We start from the raw sequence: 22,220 nt of genomic DNA, 5'->3' as shown, positions 1-22,220 counted from the left end.
TTTAATTTTTCAAACCAGCAGAAGACTCTGCTAATTCAGATATACGTTGCCACCTAAAGTACTTTTCATCCGCTAATGCCAACATGGGCATGTATTCTTCGGTATCACCATAGGCAAATATGGTTTCAAAAGCTGACAAATCGAGGGTACGTTTAATCCCTTTCACCTTATTGCCCAGGCTGCAGTCGCCGAAAACATAACGGCCTGTTAATTTATTGTCTTTAAGCTCCAGTTCACTGGATATGAACTTAATACCCTGAGCCTTACACCAAAACGATAAATATGAATTTAACGATGCTGACACCACATAAATTTCGTCGCCGCGCTCTTTATGCCATTCAATTTTTGCAAGTGCTTCTTCTCTTGTAACACTGGGCAAATAGTGTTCGGCAAACTCTTTTGCCGATTCTAAAACTTCAGGTGCCCGGCGGTTCCAGAATACAATTCGGGATAAAGCAGGCCTCGCTCGTGAGGCTTTTAAAAGACCCAGTTTATACAGAATAATAATTGGTGAGGCTAAAATCAGAGCTACTATAACGCGGTGCTTAGGGGTTGCGTAAAGCAGGAACTTTGTGTAAGTGTCCTGGTTAGTTATTGTGCCGTCAAAGTCAAAGAGAGCTAAGTTCATTAAGTTAAGCTATCCCGAATCCACTTTCATCAATCAATTTTTTGCAGGTTTGGCTCTAAAGCGTTGTAACGATAATCTAAATACCGTTGAAGCAACCACCGCGCAGTTATTATTCGAAGGCTTCATCTAGACTCAGCTCTTTGCTGCCTAAAGACTGATTCAACTGTAGCAGGTTACGAATTAACCTCAAACCCAAACATCGTTCTTCGCCTTAAGCTCACCACCGGCCTCCCCTGTATTGATAACGCCACTTGGTTCAATTAGAAGTACCTGGCATTCACTCTCAGCAAAGGGTTTATGCTCTACACCTTTAGGTACCACATACATTTCGCCCTCGGCTAGCTGCACGACGCTATCCCTAAGCTCAATACTCATTCTTCCTTTTAGCACCAGAAAAACTTCATCAGTGTCTTTATGATCGTGCCAGACAAATTCACCCTGAATTTTAACGACCTTAATTTGATAGTCGTTCATTTCAGCAACAACTCGAGGCGACCAGTGTTCGGAAAACTGACTAAGCTTTTCGGCTAAGTTAACGACGTTTGATGGCATTGGTATTCCCCTTTTTATTACACAGCTCCACGCCTAATCTGTTTGAATAGCACAAGCACACTATCGGCCACGCAATCCAGATCTGTCTATGAATTTACCGCTACAGAACACAGATAACTTCTATCATTCACTTAAGTCAATGAAACAAGTGCCTCATATCAAAACATGAAATCCTCAATCAAAAGGGAAAGTTTGCTATTAATTTGAAGCATTGTGTATAAACGTTCCAATGGTTGTTTTAAACTTCGAATGATCTAAACTCTCTCCATGTGAAACTCCTTCTAGAATTACCATTTCGGTATATTTCGAATTCTTAGCTGAGCTCTCCAGTTTAGACATCAATGCAGGGGGTGTGATCTCATCGTCAGCACCAACAATGAATAATATCGGACAACCTATAGTCGAAATAACACCAAGATTACTAACAGATTTTAGTTTCTCATCGACCTCAACATTAACGATGGCCTTAGCATACAGCGGTACATTAGCGTCTACCCAACTTTGCATGTCAGGGGCTGTAGAGTCCAGAATAAGGGCATCTAATTCAAGTTGGGAGGCTATTTCGGTGGCAACGAAACCTCCAAGTGAAAACCCATAGATAATAAGTTTTGTATTTTTTACTGAATCTTGAACGGCTACGTAGTCAATAAAACTCTTAGCCGACGCTCGTAAACTCTCTATTGTTAACCTTCCCTGACTGTCTCCCATTCCAGGGTAGTCCATTACAAACACATTACGGTGAGGTGCAAGAAACTTCTTCACTTCCAAAATATCAGGAACAATGTTAAAGCCATTACCGGGAAATATAACCAAAGTTTCTTTTGGAGAGTTTGATAAATAGGCAGCAACCTGAATTCGGTCATTATCAATGCGTTTTAACGAAAAATCATGCTCAGAAAGGCCAGACTGGATATCCTGAATACGAAATTTCTCAATTGAAGTAGTATAATCAGGTTCTTCTTTACGATATTTTTCCGTTATCCACCAGCCGCCGGAACGATACTCCACAAACCCTTTTTTCTGTAACTTAATTAACGATTTATCTATTTCTTCAACGGAATAATACGTTCTTTCAGAAACCTCGTCTTTAGTGCTGCCCTCATAGCGTATCAGTTGATAAAGTGTACTGTGTTGCCTGTCTCTAAGAAAACTTTCTTCCTTAATTGTGATTGAGGAACAAGCAGATACAAACGTCAAACACGTTAATAATAGAAAAGCCTTTCTCACTAGGGAAATATTCAAAATACTCATCCTTGTTTCTAAATTGAAATTTATCGAGAGCTATTCAGTATCAGCTGCCAGTACCCAACGTCCCGCCATTCATTAAACTTAAAACCAACCTTTTCAAAATGAGCCACTTTTTTCATTCCCACTTTCTCATGTAGCGAGACACTTGACGGATTTGGAAGTGTTATACCGCCAATTACCGTATGAATTACGTGTTCTCTGAGCCTGAAAAAAAGTGCCTCATAGAGCTTTTTACCAAGCCCCCGCCCTCGCATTTGGTGGGCAAGATAAACTGTTATTTCTACGGAAAACCGATATGCGCTTCGATCTTTCCATTTTGTCGCATAGGCATAACCAACGATAATCTCGTTGTCCAACACAACGAGCCAGGGCAAGTTACTTCCCTGCACGTCGTCAATTCTCTGCTGCATCTGGGAACCTAAAACCGGTGTTTCTTCAAATGTAATCGACGTATTTTCGATATAATAATTATAAATATCGGCAATAGCATCTGAGTCACCTTGATTCGCATCTCTAATCATAACCGTCAAGACCTTGCCTCCAACAACTCCCGTAACGCCACAGGAAGCATCGCACGTGACTTTTTAGTAATGGTTCTTTCGTGCTTTTGCCAGAGAATGCCTAAATAAATAATACCCAGACCAATAACCGTTAAAGCGGCTGGAAATAGCCAGCTATCCTGGAAAACATCCTGAGCTAAATAGCCAAGATAGAAGCAACTGCCAAGGGCTCCAAGCACCACAAATACCCGGCGAACCAGCAATACACCAACACCTATCATCAGAAGGTTTACGCAGAAATAGACAAATTTTGACAGTTCACTGTCCGATTCCATAAAGGATAGACCGCCCCAAAAAGCCAAAGCACCGAAGATATAAATCCAGAAAGCATAGTCGGCGGTATCACGCGCACGAATGTCCACCCAGAATGCAAGACCTATCATTAATAGCCCGGTGTACAGCGATACGAGTTTTCTTAGTTCCCAACTGATGTCACCGCCAGCAATCATGACTGTAATATCCATAGTCATATACCAAAGTGTCACAGCTATAGGCATAACTAAAAACGGATATTTGTACTTCCACGCCATGATGACACCGACAGCCAAGGTAGCCAGTTCCATGTATATCCAGTGCCACTTTATGTACCGGTGATACTCACGATAGACAGTTTCGTCGGGCCACACTCCCAACCATTGCTGGAGGCCATAAATAGCCAACGGCGTTAAGCAAACCACAAAGGTGGCACAGATTCCTGCGGGAATAGATAAGCTTTTAGCGGAGAAAACATGAGTAAGCTTTAAGCCAATAGCGGCATAAAGAACGGATATCAGAACAATGCCGGCGCCACCGAAAGATTCCCACCCCAGGTTCATAAACAGCGTCATTGCGCCAATAGCAATCAGCCCGCCCAGATAATACAGCACATGATTAAAGGTAAACTGAGGTTTGTCCTGATGTCGCTCTTTAAAGAATTCAAAAAGAGCGTCAGCTTGCGAAGTCGAGATGATGTTTTTATCTGCCGCTTCGCTTAAGTTCTTCCTTGTAATGTTCATAGTCCATCTCTTTTTTATTCAGTTTTATTCACGGCGTTTCTGAAACCGCCCCTCTTATTACTCTTTGTTCATGACGCAATTCGGTCATACAAGTATTCAATGAGTCGTATACTGCGCACAAAAGGAGTGATTTTTCATCCTCTTCTTCCAGTCCCAGTCCTGGTAAAAGAGTATTCTTACAAACTCGTCGATCTGACCGACTGGAAAAATACACCGAGAAATAAGAGTAAAGCGTATCCCTGTAGCGTTTAAATTCTTCCATGTTACTCAGGCGATCAGCCATCACATCAATAATACTATTCATAGTCACAAGTTTAGGAAAGTCACTAAGATTATCCTGGCCACTAGCTCTCAACTCCTCAGCCGCTAAAGAGCATTTCTCTAATGTGGGTATCAGAGTGCGACTCACTTTTTTTACATTTCCTTGCAGTTTCTTGTTAGGGGACGAAGAACCGCTATAGAGAGAAATATCACTTGAAACGTCCTCGGAAAACTTAAGGTCTGACGCAGAACCCGCAAGGGCAATGAGCAAAATTTGCGAGTAGATTCTCTCGCTCTGCTCTTCTGTGCGTGGTCGTATCGACATTAAATAGAGTTGGTCTACCAATTCAGTCCCCGTAGGCCTTTCCAGTGATTGCCCCAGCTCAATAATCTCAGTCGGAGTCATACCGTGCACAATGTCACCTACCTCTTTTACTGCATAAGGCAAAGGCCGAAATACTTCCCCATGGGACCGATCAATCACCATCAGGTTCAACGTTTGTATCATAGCTTCGTAGTCGGCTTTAGTCGTCGTGTAAGAAAGCTCTTCCAGCGACTGTGCTAATTTTGCATGTGAGCTTGTATCCAGGGTGGCGCCCTGAGAACTCTGAGCATAAGACTGAGATGTAAAGCCAAGAATGCCAATCAGGAGCGCTCCGAGCATAAGCTGAGAACTGCATTTTAAAGCAGTAGACATTAATTTATCCGATAAAAAATTAGGCATCTTCAGCCTCCAGTTTTCCAGCTTTACACTCTATAACTTACATCCACAATCGCATCACTGTCGCTATTATTTTATTTCGGAAAGCATCTCAGGAGCCGTTACCAGGTTTCTTACCCCATGAGCATGATCTTCTTCAAAGACATTACCTTCGCACCAGTCACCCACCGACTCAATATCAACTTTGGCGACCTTAGGGCGAACGCTCCAGGTAACCTGAAACGGCGAGCCTTTTTCATTATAGTTGGGCCCGGTAGTTGAACCTGCGTATTCAACTGGCGTTCCGGTATCGTCTGGAATATTCACGGCCTGGTATAACCCGTCAACCAATTCATGTTCGCTGAGCTCGCCAAAATCACCGGCGTCGTCATCATTCACCAGCACAAAAACCTGCGCTTCTACTCGCAACTGCGGGTTAACAACAGCATCGTTAAAGCACGCGCCCAAGGTCGAACCTGGTTTTATCTTAGCGGTTGAATAAACGTAATGAACTTCAATAGTGTCGCCTGAATAAAGGCTTCCATGTTCGCTTGGGCAAACGTTCGAATCCTCTGGTTCTAGTTCATCCTCAGTTAACTGCCCTGAATATTCATAACCAGTAAAATAACCTTTTCCGTCGCCGTTACCAGCGTATTTTGTAAATTCACCGCCTTTGTGCTCGGCATTCTTGTGGAAATGAATATTGCACAGGCTCATCTCAGAAGACTCTGGTGCCGCGTTAAAGTTAAGAGTATTGCTACCACTAAAAGAGTCAATATCACGCGGTGACTGGGGACCAAACCCTTCCTCTCTGGTATTTTCCGCCAGGTTAAGCCGCTGTTGCTCAATAACTTTATCGGACGCTTGCTCGTGAGCGTCAGAATCATCGTTCTCCGCAGCAACACTAAAGGGTAATACAACTAGAATTGCCAGCGTAAAAAGCTTATTCGTTTTCATGGGCTTACTCCTCAATGAGAGTGGTATCACCCCAAATTTCGGGGTGAGTTGGTATTCCATCTGCTAGAATAGTCGCTCACATCTGTATGCATTTCAATATATGGAATGATAGCTATGATTTTATTCTCTGTTCTGGTCTCACTCCTCGGCCTCGCCTTAACGGCAGGTGGCGTCTACCTGCTCACACTTGGCGGCAGTCCCTATTACCTTCTGGCGGGTCTGGTCTTACTACTAAATGGTTGGCTTGGTTACAAACGGCACCCGTTTACCCGCACTTTGTTCGCTGTATTTCTGATCCTCACCATGCTGTGGTCATTGTGGGAATCTGGGTATGACTGGTGGGCATTAGCACCCCGCATAGGTTTATTTTTGGTGCTGGCCATACCTTTGCTACTCTCCAAAGTGGCAGACAATGGCGGGCGAAAAGTATTGCTCCCGGTGTGGGCGATACTCGCACTAATGACACTAGGCAGCCTTTTCGCGAACCCGCATGACTTATCCGGCAAATTGGATACTCAAGTAGACAGCGAGTCACCTAAACGGGGCAACGCCCCGGAAGACAGTTGGTACGCTTACGGCCGGACGAATATGGGCCAGCGTTATTCGCCACTGGATAAAATCACCACCGAAAATGTGGGGCAACTAGAAGAAGCCTGGCGTTACCGCACTGGTGATATGAAAGGCCCTAAAGACGTGGGTGAAACCACCTATGAAGCAACCCCATTGAAAATTGGCGATACGCTTTATTTATGTACGCCGCACAACTGGTTAGTCGCACTGGATGCCGACAACGGCTCTAAACGCTGGGTATTTGACGCCAAAGTACCACCGGAAAGCCAGCGCCAGCATCAGACCTGTCGCGGGGTTTCGTATCTGCCCCCCAGCTCCGGTGAAGCGCCGTCTGCGGAAAAGCTGGATATAGCAGCCGAAACTCTGGCACCAGTACAGTGTGACGCCGAACTCTTTCTGCCCACTTCCGATGCCCGCTTAATTGCGATTGACCCAACCAGCGGCGCACGTTGTGCTAACTTTGCCGATAACGGTGAACTGGATTTAACCCACAATATGCCGTTCAAACAAGCCGGTTATTATTACTCTACGTCGCCGCCAGTTGTGGCGAATGGCGTAGTGGTGGTTGCAGGCTCCGTAAACGACAACTACGATAAAAACTCACCTTCCGGCGTTATTCGTGCCTATGACGTAAAAACTGGCGAGCTGGTATGGAACTGGGATTCCGGTACCCCGGATGAAACCGCTCCTATTGCCGAGGATGAAGTTTACACTACCAGTTCCCCTAACAGCTGGTCGGTAGCCAGTGCTGATGAAGAGCTGGGTCTTATTTACTTTCCTATGGGTAACCGCACACCCGATCAGTTGGGTTGGTACCGCTCTGAAAATGAAGAGAAATATTCCAGCTCTGTGGTTGCGCTAAGCCTTGAAACCGGACAAGTAGAATGGGTACAACAATTTGTTCATCATGACCTGTGGGACATGGATACCCCTGCCCAGCCGGTATTGCTCGACTTAGACACTTTAAGCGGAAGACAACCAGCTCTTGTGGTACCCACTAAGCAAGGCGATGTGTATGTGCTGAACCGTGAAACCGGTGAACCTATATTCCCTATTACCGAAAAATCAGCACCTCAGGGAACGGTGGCTCTGGATAATGCCTCGCCAACACAGCCAATTTCAGCGCTAACCTTCCGTCCTCCTACCATGACTGAAAAAGACATGTGGGGAGCGACGCCGCTGGATCAGATGATGTGCCGTATTCAGTTTAAGTCTCTACGCTATGAAGGCCAGTACACACCGCCATCAGAACAAGGCACATTGGTGTACCCGGGTAACTTCGGGGTCTTCAACTGGGGCAGTGTTGCAGTAGACCCAAAACGTCAGGTTATGTTCGGTATGCCTTTATACCTGGCCTTCACACAAACGCTGGTTAAAAAAGACGGCTCCGACATGGGTCCGGCCAACCAGGGAGAACAAGGACTGAACTCAAACGACGGTGCACCTTATGCGGTGGATATGAAGCCTTTGCTTTCTCCTGCCGGCGTCCCCTGTCAGCAGCCACCATGGGGCTATGTGGCAGGTGTTGACCTGAAAACAGGCGAAACCGTATACAAGCATAAGAACGGTACTGTCCGTGACCTGACACCGCTTCCGCTGCCAATTAAAATGGGCGTCCCCGGTATTGGTGGCCCTATCATCACCGAAGGTGGTGTGGTCTTTATGGCAGCCGCTGTCGATAACTATCTGCGCGCTTATGACTTATCCACCGGTGAAGAACTTTGGCGTGCACGCTTGCCAGCTGGCGGACAAGCCACACCAATGACTTACTTGAACAGCCAGGGTGAACAAATGGTGGTTCAGGTAGCCGGTGGTCACGGCTCTATTGGCACCACTATTGGCGATTATGTGATTGCCTATAAACTCAAACGCTAAACAATATAGGCGCGAGTTGTAAGCTAAAGGCTATTTCCAAGGACGAACTCAAGTATTCGCAAACGTTGCCGATACTAAGGCAAACCTACGGAAATAGCCTTTAACCTTCTGGAGAGAGTGCCATGCCCATCTCTTTATACACGAAGACCGCCTCTTCCAGTGTGCCTTCTATAAATACTAAGCCACTCAGCACAACAACGAATAGCCAACCTGCGAGCGACAAAACCAGTAGTAGCGCCAGTTTTTATGTTGACCTGTCACCTTTGGTTAAAGAACTTACCTCTGCCTCTGAAAAAGGGGAAAGCTCGCTTCTTTCTAAGAAGGAAAAAATTGACGAAAGTAGCCTTCCCACAGGGCTAAAAGACTTACTAAAACGGATAGCGGAGTACAGAGAAAAGCTTAAGGAAAAACAACAGGAATTGCAGGATGTTATGAACGATAGCGCCCTGAGCGATGAAGAACGCAAGGCTCGAATAGACGCTCTGCAAAAGGAAATCAGTAGCTATAATACCGCACTTAGCCAGGCCATGCTCCAACTCAGCGAAACGGTTGATCAAATGGACTTAGATGACAAAGCAGTTGCGGAAGTTATGTCCTTGATTATGTCCTAAAAATGATTATTTCTGGCATTCAACTCTTCTTCTCTCGCAATCGAACCAGCTGACTTCCCGGGTGAAACAGCTTCCAGGAGAACCAATATTCATCGGAAATAGCTACCGGAACCAGGTTCGATTCTATTTCGCCTTTTATAAACTTACCGCAAACATTCCATACCGTTCCGCTTTTTGTGTCGCAAAGCGTGCTACTAGCACCGGGTTCAATGCTCACCGGCTCTCCCTCGACTGAGCTTTTAAAACCAAGAACTGAGCCGTTCACAGCGACAAGCACAACACCTAACTCTTCGTTGTTAACCACGCCCTGCTCTAGTAACTCGTCTTTAAGGTACACAACCTGCGGGTTAGCAATTTTATCGGTAATGCCCACCACATGCGTTCGGGGCGAAAAGGTATTATCCCGGTTTTTTGATGACAGTCCTGGGGTCAAACCATTCGCTATAACCTTTTTCCAAAGGCCCTTAACGGGAAGCTCAAACGCTTTAAAGTCCTGTTTCGTTACTTTTACTACCTCAGGGCAAGGGTTTAGCTTTTTCACTTCACTCCAGGTTAAAACCTGAAACGGGATCATTGTTAGTGTATACGGGTGTAACTTGCCAATAACCGATTCACAACTGGCTTGCTGGAAAAAGGTTCTAGTTTTTTTGTCAGCCACAATCATATTCGCATTTTTAAACGAACCGACAAACAAAGGACCAATATCGGTGACATCGAAAGGAATAATACTGTGGCACATAGCGCAATAAGTTAATGCTACCAGTTTGTCATCAAAACGATCATTAATAATATGGTGATGTATTACATAGTCCAGCGGGAAAGCCTTAGTAACACCATCGTACTCAATAACAGCCAACTCCATGTTGTCCTGAAGCGGAAGCTTCAGCGGATCATCTGCCATGGAGGGGAAATCAACAGCTTTAAACGCGTTTTCCTGATGCACTCGATGCGCTAATACAACGGCCAAGGCCATTAGGATAAGAGGAGGAAACGTCCATAAAGGCAGCTCGTCAATTTGCCAGCTCATTAGCAAAGTACCGATAACACCAGCAACCAGCACAGCCCAGGTAAAAGGCTTTCTGATGAAATAATGATAATACGACCACTGAACAGGAAGCGCCTGAATAAGCGTCATGTAAATAGCCGCAGACCCCACTGCCAAAGACAAAACAGCGAGTGCATAAAAGATAAATACCATAGCGTTCTCTCAGTTAGAGCAAAAAAGCGGCGCATGCCATTACCGAAGTAAACACCATCTCATTGAGTAAAGCCATAGCAGCAATAGCGCCCCCTTAAACACGATTGATAATAGTTATCATTAACATTATACTAACTTCCCGACATTTTCTACAGGCGAGGATAAAAAGGTGATAACTCAGCATTTAAGAAAGTCCCCTCTTCACTTAGCAGTATTACTGGGCATAGGCGCTACTTCAGCTGCTTTGCCGTCTTACGCGCAAGAAGCCAGCAACAAAAGCGAAGAAATGGAAAGAATTGAAATTAAAAACTCTTACACAACACGTGTTATGGATTACTCCACCGGGCTTAACCTTTCTCTTCGAGAAACCCCTCAGTCTATGACCGTAATTACCCAGCAGCAGATTGACGACTTAGCAATAACAGAAATTGCTCAGGCACTACGATACACCACCGGCATTAACGTCAACCGAGCCGAAACAGATCGCATTTTCCCGACCGCACGCGGGTTCTCTATTGATAACGTACAGTTTGACGGTGCTAATGTGCGCGGTGCTTACGGTGGCGTTGAAGGCGACTTTCTTTCTGACATGGCAGTTTATGAGCGTGTAGAAGTGATTCGGGGCGCTGCAGGTCTACTACAAGGGGCGGGCAATCCATCAGCCGCTATCAATTTAATTCGTAAAAAACCAACGGAAGACCTGCGCTCTTCTATTAACATTAAAACCGGTCGATGGGATTTAACCCGAGCGGAAGCCGATGTCTCTTCAAGTCTTGGTTTTGACGATAAGTTACGGGGACGCTTTGTTGCGGCTTATCAGGATGCCGGTTCTTACATGGACAGCGTAGAGCGTGATAAAACGATTCTTTACGGTATTCTGGAAGCTGATATCACGCCCTATACCGAAGTCAATTTCGGTGTCGACTACCAGAAGCATCATGTCGATGGGATAAGTTACGGTGAGCCTGTACCTTTATATTACAACGACGGTACACGTACTGATCTCCCCCGCTCCAGTAATACCGGAAGCGACTGGACGTATCGTGACCGCAACCGCAACATTACGTTTGCTTCTCTGGAGCACCGTTTTGCCAACTTTTGGCAATTTGATTTCTACGCCAGCCATATTGACGGGCATTATGATGACAAAAGAATGTATGTAACCGGATTTCTTGATCGAGACACCGGCCTCGGACTTGGAGCCAGCCCCAGCTCGACCAGAGGTGACTGGAATCAATATACTCTGGACTTCAGGCTGAGCGGTCCGTTTGAGCTTTTAGGACGCCAACATCAAATGGTTGTCGGCTGGAACAGTAACCTTGAAGAAAATGACCGAAGCAGACGACCTGCACTGTCAGCAATTGAGCCATGGAGCTTTTACGAATGGGATTCTGTCCCTGAACCAGAATTTGCATCGGCATCTGACTATATCTGGGGCTGGGAAACTAAGCAAAGCGGATTTTACAGTGGTGCGCAATTTGACTTAGCGGAGCCTTTGTCCCTAATTGTAGGACTTCGCACCAGCTCATGGTCGCATGAAGAGTACAACTACACTCCCGAGGCTATGAGCTCCCCTGTCACCGCGGTGGATGAATCTGACTCGGGTGTTATTACCCCATACGCAGGCATTGTTTACGACATTAATGAACATTTCTCTACCTACGCAAGCCTGACCGATATCTACAACATTCAAACTCAAAAAGATCGGAATGGTAATTTGCTTGACCCTGTGCATGGCGAAAACTATGAAATAGGTCTAAAAGGTGAATTCTTTAACCAACGACTAAATTTTTCAACCGCTGTATTTCAGGTTAAACAAAAGAATGTCGCTATTCCGGATATTGAAGTTATTGTTAACGGTCAGCCAGAACAGCGCTATAAAGCTGAAGACGGCGTAGAAACAAAAGGTTATGAAGCTGAACTATCAGGTGAACTTATGACCGGACTTCAAGTTTACGCCGGTTATACACACCGGGTAGCCCGCAACAATGACGGTGAAAAAGTCAGCCGTCAGGCGCCTGAAGATATGGTAAGAATAACCAGTTCTTATAGCTTTGCAGAGAATTTGCCGGGGCTTACTCTAGGTGGTGGGCTTCGCTGGCAAAGTGAAGTATTTCCTTCAAGAAACCAAGGCGTGGGCCCTAATGGTGAAATCCCCCGTCAGGAAAGTTATACGGTTGCTGACCTGTTTGCGCGCTATCAGATCTCTGACAGCCTTACTGCGTCATTAAATATTAATAACCTTTTTGATAAGAATTACTTTGAAAGTGTCGGCGTATACAACTACGGTTCTTATGGCGAACCACGTAATATCAGTGCCAGTGTGCGCTGGGACTTCTAAGGTATTGTCCTTTTATGATCTAAAAAATGGATATAGCCCCGCTACTACCTATGATAGCGGGGCTATATGCAGACTCTCTGGTGTGCTGATTTTATCTTTACGCCAAATTATTGATTCAGATCAAGCTATTTGACGGAACAAAGGAACACAATAAGAGAATATAAATTCACTGACAGAAAAGGCTAATGCCATGAGCAGTACTTTTTATATTCCAGCAGTCAATATTATCGGCGAGAACGCCCTTAAAGATGCGGCCACGCAAATTGATAACTATGGCTTTAAACAAGCCTTGATAGTCACCGACCCCGGCATGACCAAACTGGGCGTTACTGCCGAAATCGAAGCCCTGCTCAAAGAGCATGGAATAGACAGCCTAGTTTACGATGGCGTACAACCCAACCCGACAGTAACGAACGTTAAAGCCGGATTAGATGTTCTGCAAAAGCATCAATGCGATTGTGTTATTTCATTAGGTGGAGGTTCAGCTCACGACTGCGCCAAAGGCATAGCCCTGGTTGCCACTAATGGCGGGCATATTGGTGACTATGAGGGTGTTGATGTCTCGAAAAAGCCACAACTGCCACTCATTAGTATTAATACAACCGCAGGCACAGCGTCCGAAATGACCCGCTTCTGCATCATTACCGACCCGGAACGCCATATTAAAATGGCAATTGTCGACCAAAATGTGACGCCTATTCTGTCGGTTAACGACCCAAGGTTAATGGTCGGTATGCCTGCCAGCTTGACTGCAGCAACGGGCATGGATGCGCTGACCCATGCCGTTGAAGCCTATGTATCTACCGATGCTACACCGGTTACCGATGCCTGTGCCATCAAAGCCATAGAGATTATCCGGGACAACCTGCACGAGGCGGTTCATAACGGAACAAATATGGAAGCTCGTGAGCATATGGCTTACGCACAGTTCCTGGCGGGTATGGCGTTTAACAATGCGTCTCTGGGTTATGTGCATGCCATGGCGCACCAACTTGGTGGATTCTATGATTTGCCGCACGGAGTCTGTAACGCGGTTTTATTGCCTCATGTGCAACGCTACAACAGTCAGGTTGCCGCACCACGCCTGAAAGACATTGGTAAAGCACTGGGCGCAGAAGTACAGAACTTAACAGACAAAGAAGGTGCTGACGCAGCTATTGCCGCCATTGTAAAGCTGTCTCAAAGCGTCGATATTCCGGCTGGTTTGGAAGAATTAGGGGCAAAAGAAGAGGACTTTAATACATTGGCAGACAATGCGATGAAAGACGCCTGTGGTTTGACCAATCCAATTCAACCTAGTCACGAAGACGTTGTTGCTATATTTAAAGCGGCTTTTTAACCGGAGTCTTTTGCGCTTAGCCGTCCATTTATAACGTTTGTTATACTGTACTAAACAACCCCTATACCCGCGGCTACATTAATGTAGCCGCGAACACGCTGATGTATCATGCCCAGCAACGGTAGTCCCATTCATAGGCATAGTTTGCTCCTCTTCCTTATACGTAAACATAAGCTGGCGTAACTTGCAGGCTTCGCGAAGCAGAGCTATAGCCGCCGGATGATCGGACGAGAGCGTACTCTGTAACTGCTGAAAGTTGTGTAAAGCCCGGCTTAACAGAGAAACGCAGCAATTCACGCGATTTTGACGATTATATGTCTCAGACAGATTCTGCACCCCAATTGACAGGCAAATAATAACCTCGCCAGCCTGCTCATGCTGGTGTTTCAGGATATCACTCAAATGTTCCCGTAGCAGGAGAATACTATTCATATAGTAATAATTGGCATTTTGCCATTGTCCCTGCTCAAACTCATAATTCCCCATACGCTGTAACATTTTCCAATTCTGTATCAGTTCCATAATAACCTCCTGCGTTACTCATCAGCATGCCTTGCAATTTAATTAAATGCAAATGATAATGATTACCGTTAACTCCAACTTAATCAGGAGTAAACTATGTCCTTTGAATTACCTGCGTTACCCTATACTTACGATGCACTTGAACCTCATCTCGATGCCATGACGATGGAAATTCACCATCAGCGACATCACCAGACCTATGTCAACGGTCTGAACCATGCACTGGCCGACACCCGTTACGAAAAATGGAGCTTATCTGAACTGTTACGACAAATTGAGAGTATACCTAGTAATATGCAGTCTGCTGTGCGTAATCATGGTGGTGGCCATGCTAACCACTCATTGTTCTGGCAAGTTATGTCACCTCAAGGCGGTGGCGAGCCAACGGGCAAAATGGCTAAAGCCATAGAGAGCGACATTGGTAGCTTTCAGAATTTCAAAGAGCAATTCACTCAGGCAGCGGTCAGTCGGTTTGGTAGCGGCTGGGCCTGGTTAGTGCTTAATGCTAACGGACAACTTGAAATAACCAGTACAGCGAATCAAGATAGTCCATTAATGGATGGACTGACTCCCATACTCGGGCTGGATGTTTGGGAACACGCTTACTATTTAAAATATCAGAACAAACGTGCAGACTATATTGCAGCATTTTATGAAGTGATTCACTGGCCGGAAGTTGCCAGGCGTTTTGAGGAACATGAATGAAGGTAATGGAATTATTTCAACCTGGCTGGCGGCTTGGAAGCAAGCTGCTTGTCTGGTGCGCCCTATTGCTGGGCGCGGGCTATGGTCTGCAGCAACTCATTCTGTTAATGCAGAATCAAGAGCATGTGCGCTACGCCTTTTATGCAGGAATGGTGGCTGCCGGTGCAACCGCTTTAGGCACTCTGCCTGCTCTGTTCTCCAATCAGTTATCTAGTCGTTTACATGCTGCAATGCTGGGGTTTGGCGCTGGTGTCATGCTGGCGGCCAGTATTTTCTCTCTCATTGTACCTGCGTTAAACTTGTTTGAAGTGGCCGCACAAACCGCTTGGCAAGGCCCGCTAAAAGTAGCTGCTGCTATTCTCCTGGGCTCTTTTTTGATGATGGCTCTGGAACGCAGTGTACCGCATGAGCACTTTATTAAAGGTACTGAAGGGCATCAGGCATTGATATTGAAACGCAGTTGGTTATTTGTCATTGCTATTATCCTGCACAATATACCCGAAGGCCTGGCAATAGGCGTCGCATACGCTGGCGAAGATACGGTTGGAGCTTCAACTCTGGCAACCGGTATTTCGGTGCAAGACATACCGGAAGGTTTTGTCGTAGCCATGGCCTTACTGGCCGCTGGTTACAGCCGTAAACTTTCCATTGGAGTAGGTATGTTATCGGGGCTAGTAGAGCCTTTAATGGCTGTTATTGGCGCCATTGCATTGAGCAACTCATCTGTGCTGCCCTGGGGGCTGGCTATGGCCGCGGGCGCTATGCTGTTCGTCATCAGTCATGAAATGATTCCCGAATCACACAGACAAGGCCACGAAATGTCTGCAACGAATGGCCTGATGCTGGGTTTTGTGCTGATGTTTGTACTCGATACCGCTTTGGGTAATTAGCTATTCCCTTAAATTAACGCGACATCAAGGTGGCTGTGACATAAGCATCCGGTTACGGCCCTTTTCAAAAGGCGATTCCATATGAACTTTACTTATTAAGTAACCACATGACAAAGGCGTACAAGTTAGAAAGGAGATAAAGAGCGCACAAAAACAGCGCCACAGAATAAACTGAAAACAGTACCATTTTGGGTACTATCTCTCTGGCTAGCCAAAGGAAGCCTGATGCAGCCAACCAACAAGGCAATGCCGCAATCAATGCTAAAACCACAACCTGCATATATTCATGGCGATACTCAGCAGCGGGGTTAGCGTAATACCCTAGTGTGTATTTGCCAGCAACGCCGAGAAAAAAGAGCCCGCCTACAGCAGCCAAGAAAGCCAGAATCATCCATATTTTCTGAACCATTAGTCGTTCCTTCAACTACAATAATTAACATCGCCGATAATCAAGAGTACCTGTTTTGGTGAGGGAATACAGATACCTTTACATTATTTATCAGCTTAAAGAGACAGCAAGCTCTGTTAATTGATGGCGGTATCGTTTTTCGTTAAATAGACTGCTTTCGAACAAAGCGACACATACCTTTCCCGAGGTTTTCGCCGTCTCGCGCAATAAACCCGTAGTTCTGATAAAAAGCCTCTTTTCCTTTAGCTGCGAGTAGACCGACCGTTGAACCTTCGGGGCATGCTTTACTTAAATAGTTTTCGACTCTTTCCATAAGCGCACGGCCAATACCATAGCCTTGGTATTCAGGACTGACTAAAACGTCCTGAATATAAAAGTAGATGAAGCCATCACCAACAACTCGTGCCATGCCTATAAGGTTTTCCGCGTGCCGGATTGAAACATTGAACAATGAATTATCTAAGCTATTTTGCGCCACACTCTGCTCAACGCTGTCCCAAGCGACTTTGTATCTTAACTCGATGTATTCGTCCGCTGTGGGTGGTTCGCTGACTATTGTGTAGTTTAGTTTTTTCATTGTGTGCTTTTAACCGTCTACCCGGCCTCCCCACAATTAGGAATAGCATTAATATTGCGCTGTATGTCGCCGTCTAATTTAGTGATATCCATGTCCTCAAGGAATAAGAAAAAATCTTCATCGTCTTGAGTCTTTAAATAAACATCCAACTCTGAATTACTCCATGAGAAGTTATCGTCACGGCAGGCAGAGACTAATCTCACGTTCATACTGCCAGCTCCTCCGGCCTCATTCTTACTGCGATACTCTTTTACAGCTTTCTGCCCTTCATACATTGTCTGTGCGTCTTGTTTTGATAACTGCATGATCGTTATTTTCTCGTTGTCCTCAATATCTTCTTTTAAGTTATCAGGAACGAGGTAGTCATCATTAATTATTACCGGAAAATTATGACTAAAACTGTATTCAGGATCATCAGTTCGAAAATCAAAATCAATAACCACGTCGCCATCGCGCACATCAACGCCTTCCGGGGCCTTTACCGCAACAACCAACTGTTTTGGATCAGTCTCTAAAGGATTTAGATCCATCAGTTTTATCATGGTGCTAAGTGGAATGTTACTGCATGCCGTTGCCAGAGTTAGAATGCTGGCTAGTAAAATTATTTTTATTTTATTCACAATGAGTCCTAATTATAAAAACCAAATGTTGAATTACACCTCATATTGTTGAAAAAATGTAACTCCTGCAAATAACTGACTATGGTTATGCAGTAAAGTTTCAATTTTGGTTTAGGAAATTCATTTTAAGCGAACACTGATAAGAGAAGTAAGAGCCGGGAAGTGGGTTGTTATTTTGGCACATTGATAAGTTATAAAGCGCACATAACTTGGAAGGTCAGGTACGTTTCAGCTTGGCTCATTACCGTCATAACGTGGTAAATGGGCATCTAAATCGTCCCAGCTAGTTCTTGATGAGACAAAATTGTGAGATATTGGCTTTTCAGCTATGTCTGAGTCCAAAATACCCAGCCTAAGGCGCAGTCTTTCCGGCGAATTCTCATTACTGTTGAAAATTGGAGAAGCACACCTTTTACAAAAATGTCGTCTTTTACCAGGTGCGCTCTGGTAATAAGTAATGAAGTCTTTTCCCGCTTTGATAACTAAGTCACTTGTGGCTATAAACCCATTCGTTGCGTATGCCGTGCCGCTACTCTTTCTGCACCTGGAACAATGGCAATGAATAATTGAGTCTATTTCGCCCTGAATTTCTAATTTAACAGCTCCGCAAAGACAGCTACCTTGGTACATAAATATCCTTAATTTTCGCCACTAAAACGGTTATTTAGACCATGCCCCTTCTGCCGCTAGTCCCAGTAGACGACGAAATTTCGGACACTCCATATGGCTTGGCGCAGAACAAGCGGCAGCATGCTGAAGACCGTCGCGCATCCCTATTAGTTTTTTGATCGTCCTATCCAGTTCATCGGCCTTATTCGCTAATAATTCTCTGTCTATATTGGGTTTTCCCTTCGAGCCGATCATGCGTGCAATTTCATCAAGTGAAAAACCTGCCGCCCGCCCAAGAGCGATCAATGCCAATTGATCTAGTATGTTCGCGTTAAAAACCCTACGCAACCCTTGCCGTCCGACAGAGTTGATCAGCCCTTTCTCCTCATAGAATCGCAAAGTAGAAGCTGGCACTCCAGAAAGTTTGGCGACCTTAGCAATATCCATAAATTCCTCTTGACCTCAAGTTAACTTTAAGTTGTACGCTGTCATTGGTTCAAAATCAAGACGCACAAAAAGGATAATTATGAACAATTTGCTAATTATAGTATTCATCGGATTTGGAGCAACTGCAGTTATGGATTTATGGAGTATCGCGCGTAAATCGCTGTTTGGTATTCCTCTTCCAAACTATGGAATGGTTGGGCGCTGGATTGCCCACATCACTCACGGTCAATTCAGACATAACTCCATTGCGGAGTCCCGCCAGGTAACCGGGGAGCATATTATAGGATGGACAGCCCACTATCTGATAGGCACGATTTTCGCTGCATTACTCATTACTATTTGGGGAGAATCATGGGTTCATAATCCAACAATTACCCCTGCACTACTAGTCGGTATAGCTACCGTTTTAGCCCCTTTTCTAGTTATGCAGCCAGGTATGGGGGCAGGCTTTGCTGCATCCAAAGCCCACAATCCTGCCTCTGCCCGACTACAGAGCTTAATAACACATACAGTTTTTGGTCTCGGCTTATATGTATCCGGCTGGGCAGTTAAACTTTTTTACTCAATGTAGAAATACCCAGACCGACCGTTCAGCAGGATTTCCGTTCGAAAGCTTGCCCTTACGCCTTCTTAGCTTGCAGCCAGAGGGATTCGAGTTCGTCGAGGTTGCAGTCGGTTGGGTGTTTGCCTTGCTGGCTTAAGCTTTGCTCTATGTGCTGAAAGCGGCTTTTGAACTTTTCGTTGGCGCGTTGCAGCGCGGCTTCGGGATTGACTTGTTTGTGGCGGGCGAGGTTAACTACAGCAAACAGCAGGTCGCCAATTTCTTCTTCAATGTGGTCCTGGTCGGTGGCTTCTTTTACTTCCTGAATTTCTTCATCAACTTTGGCGTAAACCGGTTCGGCTTCGGTCCAGTCAAAACCTACTGATGCAGCGCGCTTTTGCAGTTTGGCGGCTTTTAAAATACTGGGCAATTGGCTGGGTATGTCGTCAAACACAGAGCCTTTGGCGTCTTTCTTTGTACGCTCCTGCTGTTTTATCTGTTCCCACTGGGCTTTAATTTCAGCGTCAGACAGGTTGCGCTCCGCATCGGTGCCGAATACATGCGGGTGGCGACTTATCAATTTTTCAGCGGTGTGTGCAGCGATGTCATCCAGCTCAAATTGCTGCTCTTCGCGCGCTAAATGAGCATAGAACACTACCTGAAACAGTAAATCGCCCAGCTCATCTTTTATCGACTGCCAGTTACCCGACTGAATGGCATCCACAACTTCGTAGGTTTCCTCTATGGTGTAAGGAATTAACGAAGTCATGTTCTGCTTTAAATCCCAGGGGCAGCCGCTTTCTGGGTTGCGTAGCTGAGTCATAACCTGTTGCAGTTGTTGCATGCCTTTCACTGAGGTACCTCTATTGTTTCAACTAAAGCTTTAAAGTAATGCGCTGAACTTGCTCAACACCATGAACCTGGCGCAATCTATCTGTAATGCGACTAAGCGCGTCGCTGTCTTTTACAGTCAGAGTTAACACCACAGTCGCCGACTGTGACTGCGCATCGCTTTCGCTGTCCATTTGCGCCACCGCCGCCTTCTCATTCGACAATACGCTGGTAATGTCATGCAACAAACCGTTACGGTCTAAAGCCGACACACGCAGGCTTGCCCGGTATTCCTGTTTGGAATGCCCCGACCAGGACACTTCAATACCGCGCTCGGGGTGCTGATGCAATAAATGCTTCAATTGATCGCAGTCGCTGTGGTGCACGGACACGCCCCGCCCCTGAGTAATAAACCCGGTAATAGGCTCACCCGGCAACGGCTCGCAGCAGTTAGCAAAGTGCATCATCAGGTTACCAATACCCTCTACCGTAACGTCAGACTTCGGCGTTTTTGGTGACTGCTTGGCTTTACGACGTTTAGTTAAGCGCTCGACTTTGTCGGCTTCGGTTTCCTGCGGTTTCAGGAAGTTCACCACCTGGTGCAAGCGTACGTCGCCGGCACCAATAGCGGCTAACAAATCGTCCAGCGTCGGCACGTTAAAGCGCTCGACCGCTTTATTAGCGTCCTGCACATGAAGTTGATACTTCTGCAGTTCGTTTTCCAATAACTCTTTACCGGCCTGCAGGTTCTTTTCTCTGTCTTCTTTTTTGAAGTAGGTATGAACCTTGGCTCGTGCCCGTGACGAATGTAGGTAACCCAGTTGCGGGTTCAACCAGTCGCGCCTTGGCTGGGCGTTTTTCTGAGTCAGAATTTCAACCCGGTCACCGTTTTGCAACTGGTAAGTAAAAGGCACAATACGGCTGTCGATTTTAGCACCAATGCACTTGTGCCCTACCTGACTGTGAATGTAGTAAGCAAAATCGAGCGGGGTTGAGCCCATTGGCAAATCGACCACCTCGCCCTTCGGGGTAAACACGTACACACGGTCTTCAAACACCTGCGAGCGAATTTCATCTACCAGAGTTTCACTGCCGGCCATGTCTTCGTGCCAGGCCAGTAGCTTACGCAGCCAGGCTATTTTGTCTTCAAAACCGTGACGTTTACCGGCGGCTGCGCCCTCTTTGTACATCCAATGCGCGGCCACGCCCAACTCGGCGTCGTCGTGCATGTCGTGCGAGCGTATCTGAATTTCAACGTTCTTGTGTTCAGGCCCTATAACCACGGTGTGAATGGACTGGTAGCCGTTCGGTTTAGGCGTTGCCACATAATCGTCAAACTCGGATGCAATATGGCGCCAACTGGAATGCACCACGCCCAGTGCGGCGTAACAGTCTTTCAGGTTATGCGTCAGAATCCGTACGGCACGAATGTCGAACAGCTGATCAAACTGCAGATGCTTTTTCTGCATTTTGCGCCAAATAGAATAAATATGTTTTGGGCGACCATAGACATCGGCATCAATACCTTGCTGCTTCAGTGACTCCTGCAGACCCGACACAAAGTTATCTATGTAAAGTTCCCGGTCGGTACGGCGTTCATCTAAACGCTGAGCAATGGTTTTGTAGGTTTTAGGATGCAGGTAACGGAAAGAAATGTCCTCCAGTTCCCACTTCAGCTGCCCTATGCCTAACCGGTTAGCCAGCGGCGCGTATATTTCCGCGCACTCTTTAGCGGCCAGTACACGGGTTTCTTCGTCGGCTTTCTTCACTTCGCGCAGGTAGCAAATGCGTTCGGCCAGTTTTATCAGCACCGCGCGCACATCTTCCACCATAGACAGTAACATGCGTCGCACATTATCTATCTGGCTGCCGTCGGGCTGACCGTGTTGGAAGTGTTGTAAGTCACCAATGCTTTGCATTTGCTGCACGTTACGTAGCAGCACAATCAGGGTTTTCGATTGTTTACCGGCGAGTTTGTCTAAATCGAGCTTGCCGGCTTCCAGCAAAGGAACATACAGCGCCGCCAGCAAGGATTCTGCATCCAGCTTTAGCGGTGCCAGTATTTCGACCATTTCCTGGCCTTTCAGCAAGGCTTCAGCTTCCTCAGGAAACTGCTGCTTCAGTTGCTGAAAAGTACTTTCTAACGGCTCAGGATCACTCACAGCGTTCAGCCAATGCTGTTCACTGTCTTTGTATTTGGGGTCATCCACGTGGGTACTGCGTACATGGACCAT

The 22,220-nt window shown here is 46.0% G+C and carries 23 protein-coding genes; 7 read left to right on the top strand and 16 right to left on the bottom strand.

Going from position 1 to position 22,220, the window contains the following annotated elements:
• Position 1 precedes the first annotated feature (1 nt).
• From ACN0TF_RS02115 to ACN0TF_RS02085, 7 genes are all read right to left on the bottom strand, one after another.
• Positions 2 to 628 (bottom strand): HAD-IB family phosphatase, encoded by a 627-nt coding sequence (locus ACN0TF_RS02115; protein WP_417440569.1) that lies wholly within the window; start codon positions 626 to 628, stop codon positions 2 to 4.
• Positions 629 to 814: 186 nt separating this feature from the next.
• The gene (locus ACN0TF_RS02110; RefSeq protein WP_417440568.1) at positions 815 to 1,180 is read right to left on the bottom strand and encodes a cupin domain-containing protein; all 366 of its coding nucleotides are present in this window, start codon (positions 1,178 to 1,180) and stop codon (positions 815 to 817) included.
• Positions 1,181 to 1,378: 198 nt separating this feature from the next.
• Complete coding sequence (locus tag ACN0TF_RS02105) at positions 1,379 to 2,431, bottom strand: alpha/beta hydrolase (protein WP_417440567.1); 1,053 nt, start codon at positions 2,429 to 2,431, stop codon at positions 1,379 to 1,381.
• Between the two features lie 20 nt (positions 2,432 to 2,451).
• Positions 2,452 to 2,949, bottom strand: coding sequence for an arsinothricin resistance N-acetyltransferase ArsN1 family B (locus ACN0TF_RS02100; protein ID WP_417441102.1), 498 nt, complete (start codon positions 2,947 to 2,949; stop codon positions 2,452 to 2,454).
• Between the two features lie 5 nt (positions 2,950 to 2,954).
• Positions 2,955 to 3,983, bottom strand: coding sequence for a DUF2157 domain-containing protein (locus tag ACN0TF_RS02095; RefSeq protein WP_417440566.1), 1,029 nt, complete (start codon positions 3,981 to 3,983; stop codon positions 2,955 to 2,957).
• Between the two features lie 28 nt (positions 3,984 to 4,011).
• Entirely contained in the window at positions 4,012 to 4,941 is a 930-nt protein-coding gene (locus ACN0TF_RS02090) for a hypothetical protein (protein WP_417440565.1), read from the bottom strand.
• A gap of 93 nt (positions 4,942 to 5,034) precedes the next feature.
• On the bottom strand, positions 5,035 to 5,901 hold the full coding sequence (locus tag ACN0TF_RS02085; protein WP_417440564.1) for a delta-class carbonic anhydrase: 867 nt from the start codon (positions 5,899 to 5,901) through the stop codon (positions 5,035 to 5,037).
• 114 nt (positions 5,902 to 6,015) lie between these two features.
• On the opposite strand from ACN0TF_RS02085, the gene ACN0TF_RS02080 reads away from it, so the two are divergent.
• Positions 6,016 to 8,346: a glucose/quinate/shikimate family membrane-bound PQQ-dependent dehydrogenase gene (locus ACN0TF_RS02080; protein ID WP_417440563.1), complete on the top strand. Its 2,331-nt coding sequence runs from the start codon at positions 6,016 to 6,018 to the stop codon at positions 8,344 to 8,346.
• 122 nt (positions 8,347 to 8,468) lie between these two features.
• The gene (locus ACN0TF_RS02075; RefSeq protein ID WP_417440562.1) at positions 8,469 to 8,957 is read left to right on the top strand and encodes a hypothetical protein; all 489 of its coding nucleotides are present in this window, start codon (positions 8,469 to 8,471) and stop codon (positions 8,955 to 8,957) included.
• Between the two features lie 19 nt (positions 8,958 to 8,976).
• Here ACN0TF_RS02075 and ACN0TF_RS02070 read toward each other — a convergent pair whose 3' ends face one another.
• Entirely contained in the window at positions 8,977 to 10,155 is a 1,179-nt protein-coding gene (locus ACN0TF_RS02070) for a DUF3179 domain-containing (seleno)protein (protein ID WP_417440561.1), read from the bottom strand.
• 169 nt (positions 10,156 to 10,324) lie between these two features.
• Between ACN0TF_RS02070 and ACN0TF_RS02065 the strand changes: the two genes are divergently transcribed.
• On the top strand, positions 10,325 to 12,496 hold the full coding sequence (locus ACN0TF_RS02065) for a TonB-dependent siderophore receptor (protein WP_417440560.1): 2,172 nt from the start codon (positions 10,325 to 10,327) through the stop codon (positions 12,494 to 12,496).
• Between the two features lie 190 nt (positions 12,497 to 12,686).
• Positions 12,687 to 13,835, top strand: coding sequence for an L-threonine dehydrogenase (gene yiaY / locus ACN0TF_RS02060; RefSeq protein ID WP_417440559.1), 1,149 nt, complete (start codon positions 12,687 to 12,689; stop codon positions 13,833 to 13,835).
• A 78-nt stretch (positions 13,836 to 13,913) separates the two neighbouring features.
• On the opposite strand, the gene ACN0TF_RS02055 is transcribed toward yiaY, so the two are convergent.
• Positions 13,914 to 14,357 carry a hypothetical protein gene (locus ACN0TF_RS02055; protein ID WP_417440558.1) on the bottom strand — a complete coding sequence of 148 codons (444 nt, stop codon included), beginning with the start codon at positions 14,355 to 14,357 and terminating at the stop codon, positions 13,914 to 13,916.
• A 96-nt stretch (positions 14,358 to 14,453) separates the two neighbouring features.
• On the opposite strand from ACN0TF_RS02055, the gene ACN0TF_RS02050 reads away from it, so the two are divergent.
• Complete coding sequence (locus ACN0TF_RS02050) at positions 14,454 to 15,062, top strand: superoxide dismutase (protein ID WP_417440557.1); 609 nt, start codon at positions 14,454 to 14,456, stop codon at positions 15,060 to 15,062.
• Positions 15,059 to 15,952 (top strand): ZIP family metal transporter, encoded by an 894-nt coding sequence (locus ACN0TF_RS02045; protein WP_417440556.1) that lies wholly within the window; start codon positions 15,059 to 15,061, stop codon positions 15,950 to 15,952. The genes ACN0TF_RS02050 and ACN0TF_RS02045 overlap by 4 nt, the downstream gene beginning before the upstream one ends.
• Positions 15,953 to 16,040: 88 nt before the next feature.
• Here ACN0TF_RS02045 and ACN0TF_RS02040 read toward each other — a convergent pair whose 3' ends face one another.
• The 5 genes from ACN0TF_RS02040 to ACN0TF_RS02020 all read right to left on the bottom strand — a co-directional run bounded on the left by ACN0TF_RS02040 (position 16,041) and on the right by ACN0TF_RS02020 (position 18,614).
• The gene (locus tag ACN0TF_RS02040; protein WP_417440555.1) at positions 16,041 to 16,361 is read right to left on the bottom strand and encodes a hypothetical protein; all 321 of its coding nucleotides are present in this window, start codon (positions 16,359 to 16,361) and stop codon (positions 16,041 to 16,043) included.
• A 142-nt stretch (positions 16,362 to 16,503) separates the two neighbouring features.
• Positions 16,504 to 16,938 (bottom strand): GNAT family N-acetyltransferase, encoded by a 435-nt coding sequence (locus ACN0TF_RS02035; RefSeq protein WP_417440554.1) that lies wholly within the window; start codon positions 16,936 to 16,938, stop codon positions 16,504 to 16,506.
• A gap of 17 nt (positions 16,939 to 16,955) precedes the next feature.
• Positions 16,956 to 17,558, bottom strand: a complete 603-nt coding sequence (locus ACN0TF_RS02030) for a hypothetical protein (RefSeq protein ID WP_417440553.1) — start codon at positions 17,556 to 17,558, stop codon at positions 16,956 to 16,958.
• 228 nt (positions 17,559 to 17,786) lie between these two features.
• Positions 17,787 to 18,188, bottom strand: coding sequence for a GFA family protein (locus ACN0TF_RS02025; protein WP_417440552.1), 402 nt, complete (start codon positions 18,186 to 18,188; stop codon positions 17,787 to 17,789).
• Positions 18,189 to 18,218: 30 nt separating this feature from the next.
• The gene (locus ACN0TF_RS02020; RefSeq protein WP_417440551.1) at positions 18,219 to 18,614 is read right to left on the bottom strand and encodes a helix-turn-helix domain-containing protein; all 396 of its coding nucleotides are present in this window, start codon (positions 18,612 to 18,614) and stop codon (positions 18,219 to 18,221) included.
• A 79-nt stretch (positions 18,615 to 18,693) separates the two neighbouring features.
• Here ACN0TF_RS02020 and ACN0TF_RS02015 point away from each other — a divergent pair, with 79 nt between their 5' ends.
• Positions 18,694 to 19,185: a DUF2938 domain-containing protein gene (locus tag ACN0TF_RS02015; protein ID WP_417440550.1), complete on the top strand. Its 492-nt coding sequence runs from the start codon at positions 18,694 to 18,696 to the stop codon at positions 19,183 to 19,185.
• A 49-nt stretch (positions 19,186 to 19,234) separates the two neighbouring features.
• Here ACN0TF_RS02015 and mazG read toward each other — a convergent pair whose 3' ends face one another.
• Entirely contained in the window at positions 19,235 to 20,008 is a 774-nt protein-coding gene (gene mazG / locus ACN0TF_RS02010; RefSeq protein WP_417440549.1) for a nucleoside triphosphate pyrophosphohydrolase, read from the bottom strand.
• A 22-nt stretch (positions 20,009 to 20,030) separates the two neighbouring features.
• Positions 20,031 to 22,220 carry a GTP diphosphokinase gene (gene relA, locus ACN0TF_RS02005; protein ID WP_417440548.1) on the bottom strand — a complete coding sequence of 730 codons (2,190 nt, stop codon included), beginning with the start codon at positions 22,218 to 22,220 and terminating at the stop codon, positions 20,031 to 20,033.

It is taken from the genome of Idiomarina sp. (genome assembly GCF_048265525.1).
Lineage (GTDB): Bacteria > Pseudomonadota > Gammaproteobacteria > Enterobacterales > Alteromonadaceae > Idiomarina.
Note: the sequence above shows the minus strand (reverse complement) of the source record. Positions and strands in the feature narration are given on the sequence as shown.

Coding starts and splice junctions, on each gene's coding strand:
- ACN0TF_RS02015 (WP_417440550.1), top strand. CDS start 18,694: ATGAACAATTTGCTAATTATAGTATTCATCGGATTTGGAGCAACTGCA.
- ACN0TF_RS02090 (WP_417440565.1), bottom strand. CDS start 4,941: ATGTCTACTGCTTTAAAATGCAGTTCTCAGCTTATGCTCGGAGCGCTC.
- ACN0TF_RS02050 (WP_417440557.1), top strand. CDS start 14,454: ATGTCCTTTGAATTACCTGCGTTACCCTATACTTACGATGCACTTGAA.
- ACN0TF_RS02055 (WP_417440558.1), bottom strand. CDS start 14,357: ATGGAACTGATACAGAATTGGAAAATGTTACAGCGTATGGGGAATTAT.
- ACN0TF_RS02100 (WP_417441102.1), bottom strand. CDS start 2,949: ATGATTAGAGATGCGAATCAAGGTGACTCAGATGCTATTGCCGATATT.
- ACN0TF_RS02105 (WP_417440567.1), bottom strand. CDS start 2,431: ATGAGTATTTTGAATATTTCCCTAGTGAGAAAGGCTTTTCTATTATTA.
- ACN0TF_RS02025 (WP_417440552.1), bottom strand. CDS start 18,188: ATGTACCAAGGTAGCTGTCTTTGCGGAGCTGTTAAATTAGAAATTCAG.
- ACN0TF_RS02095 (WP_417440566.1), bottom strand. CDS start 3,983: ATGAACATTACAAGGAAGAACTTAAGCGAAGCGGCAGATAAAAACATC.
- ACN0TF_RS02075 (WP_417440562.1), top strand. CDS start 8,469: ATGCCCATCTCTTTATACACGAAGACCGCCTCTTCCAGTGTGCCTTCT.
- ACN0TF_RS02080 (WP_417440563.1), top strand. CDS start 6,016: ATGATTTTATTCTCTGTTCTGGTCTCACTCCTCGGCCTCGCCTTAACG.
- ACN0TF_RS02115 (WP_417440569.1), bottom strand. CDS start 628: ATGAACTTAGCTCTCTTTGACTTTGACGGCACAATAACTAACCAGGAC.
- ACN0TF_RS02035 (WP_417440554.1), bottom strand. CDS start 16,938: ATGAAAAAACTAAACTACACAATAGTCAGCGAACCACCCACAGCGGAC.
- yiaY (WP_417440559.1), top strand. CDS start 12,687: ATGAGCAGTACTTTTTATATTCCAGCAGTCAATATTATCGGCGAGAAC.
- ACN0TF_RS02070 (WP_417440561.1), bottom strand. CDS start 10,155: ATGGTATTTATCTTTTATGCACTCGCTGTTTTGTCTTTGGCAGTGGGG.
- ACN0TF_RS02020 (WP_417440551.1), bottom strand. CDS start 18,614: ATGGATATTGCTAAGGTCGCCAAACTTTCTGGAGTGCCAGCTTCTACT.
- ACN0TF_RS02110 (WP_417440568.1), bottom strand. CDS start 1,180: ATGCCATCAAACGTCGTTAACTTAGCCGAAAAGCTTAGTCAGTTTTCC.
- relA (WP_417440548.1), bottom strand. CDS start 22,220: ATGGTCCATGTACGCAGTACCCACGTGGATGACCCCAAATACAAAGAC.
- ACN0TF_RS02040 (WP_417440555.1), bottom strand. CDS start 16,361: ATGGTTCAGAAAATATGGATGATTCTGGCTTTCTTGGCTGCTGTAGGC.
- ACN0TF_RS02045 (WP_417440556.1), top strand. CDS start 15,059: ATGAAGGTAATGGAATTATTTCAACCTGGCTGGCGGCTTGGAAGCAAG.
- ACN0TF_RS02085 (WP_417440564.1), bottom strand. CDS start 5,901: ATGAAAACGAATAAGCTTTTTACGCTGGCAATTCTAGTTGTATTACCC.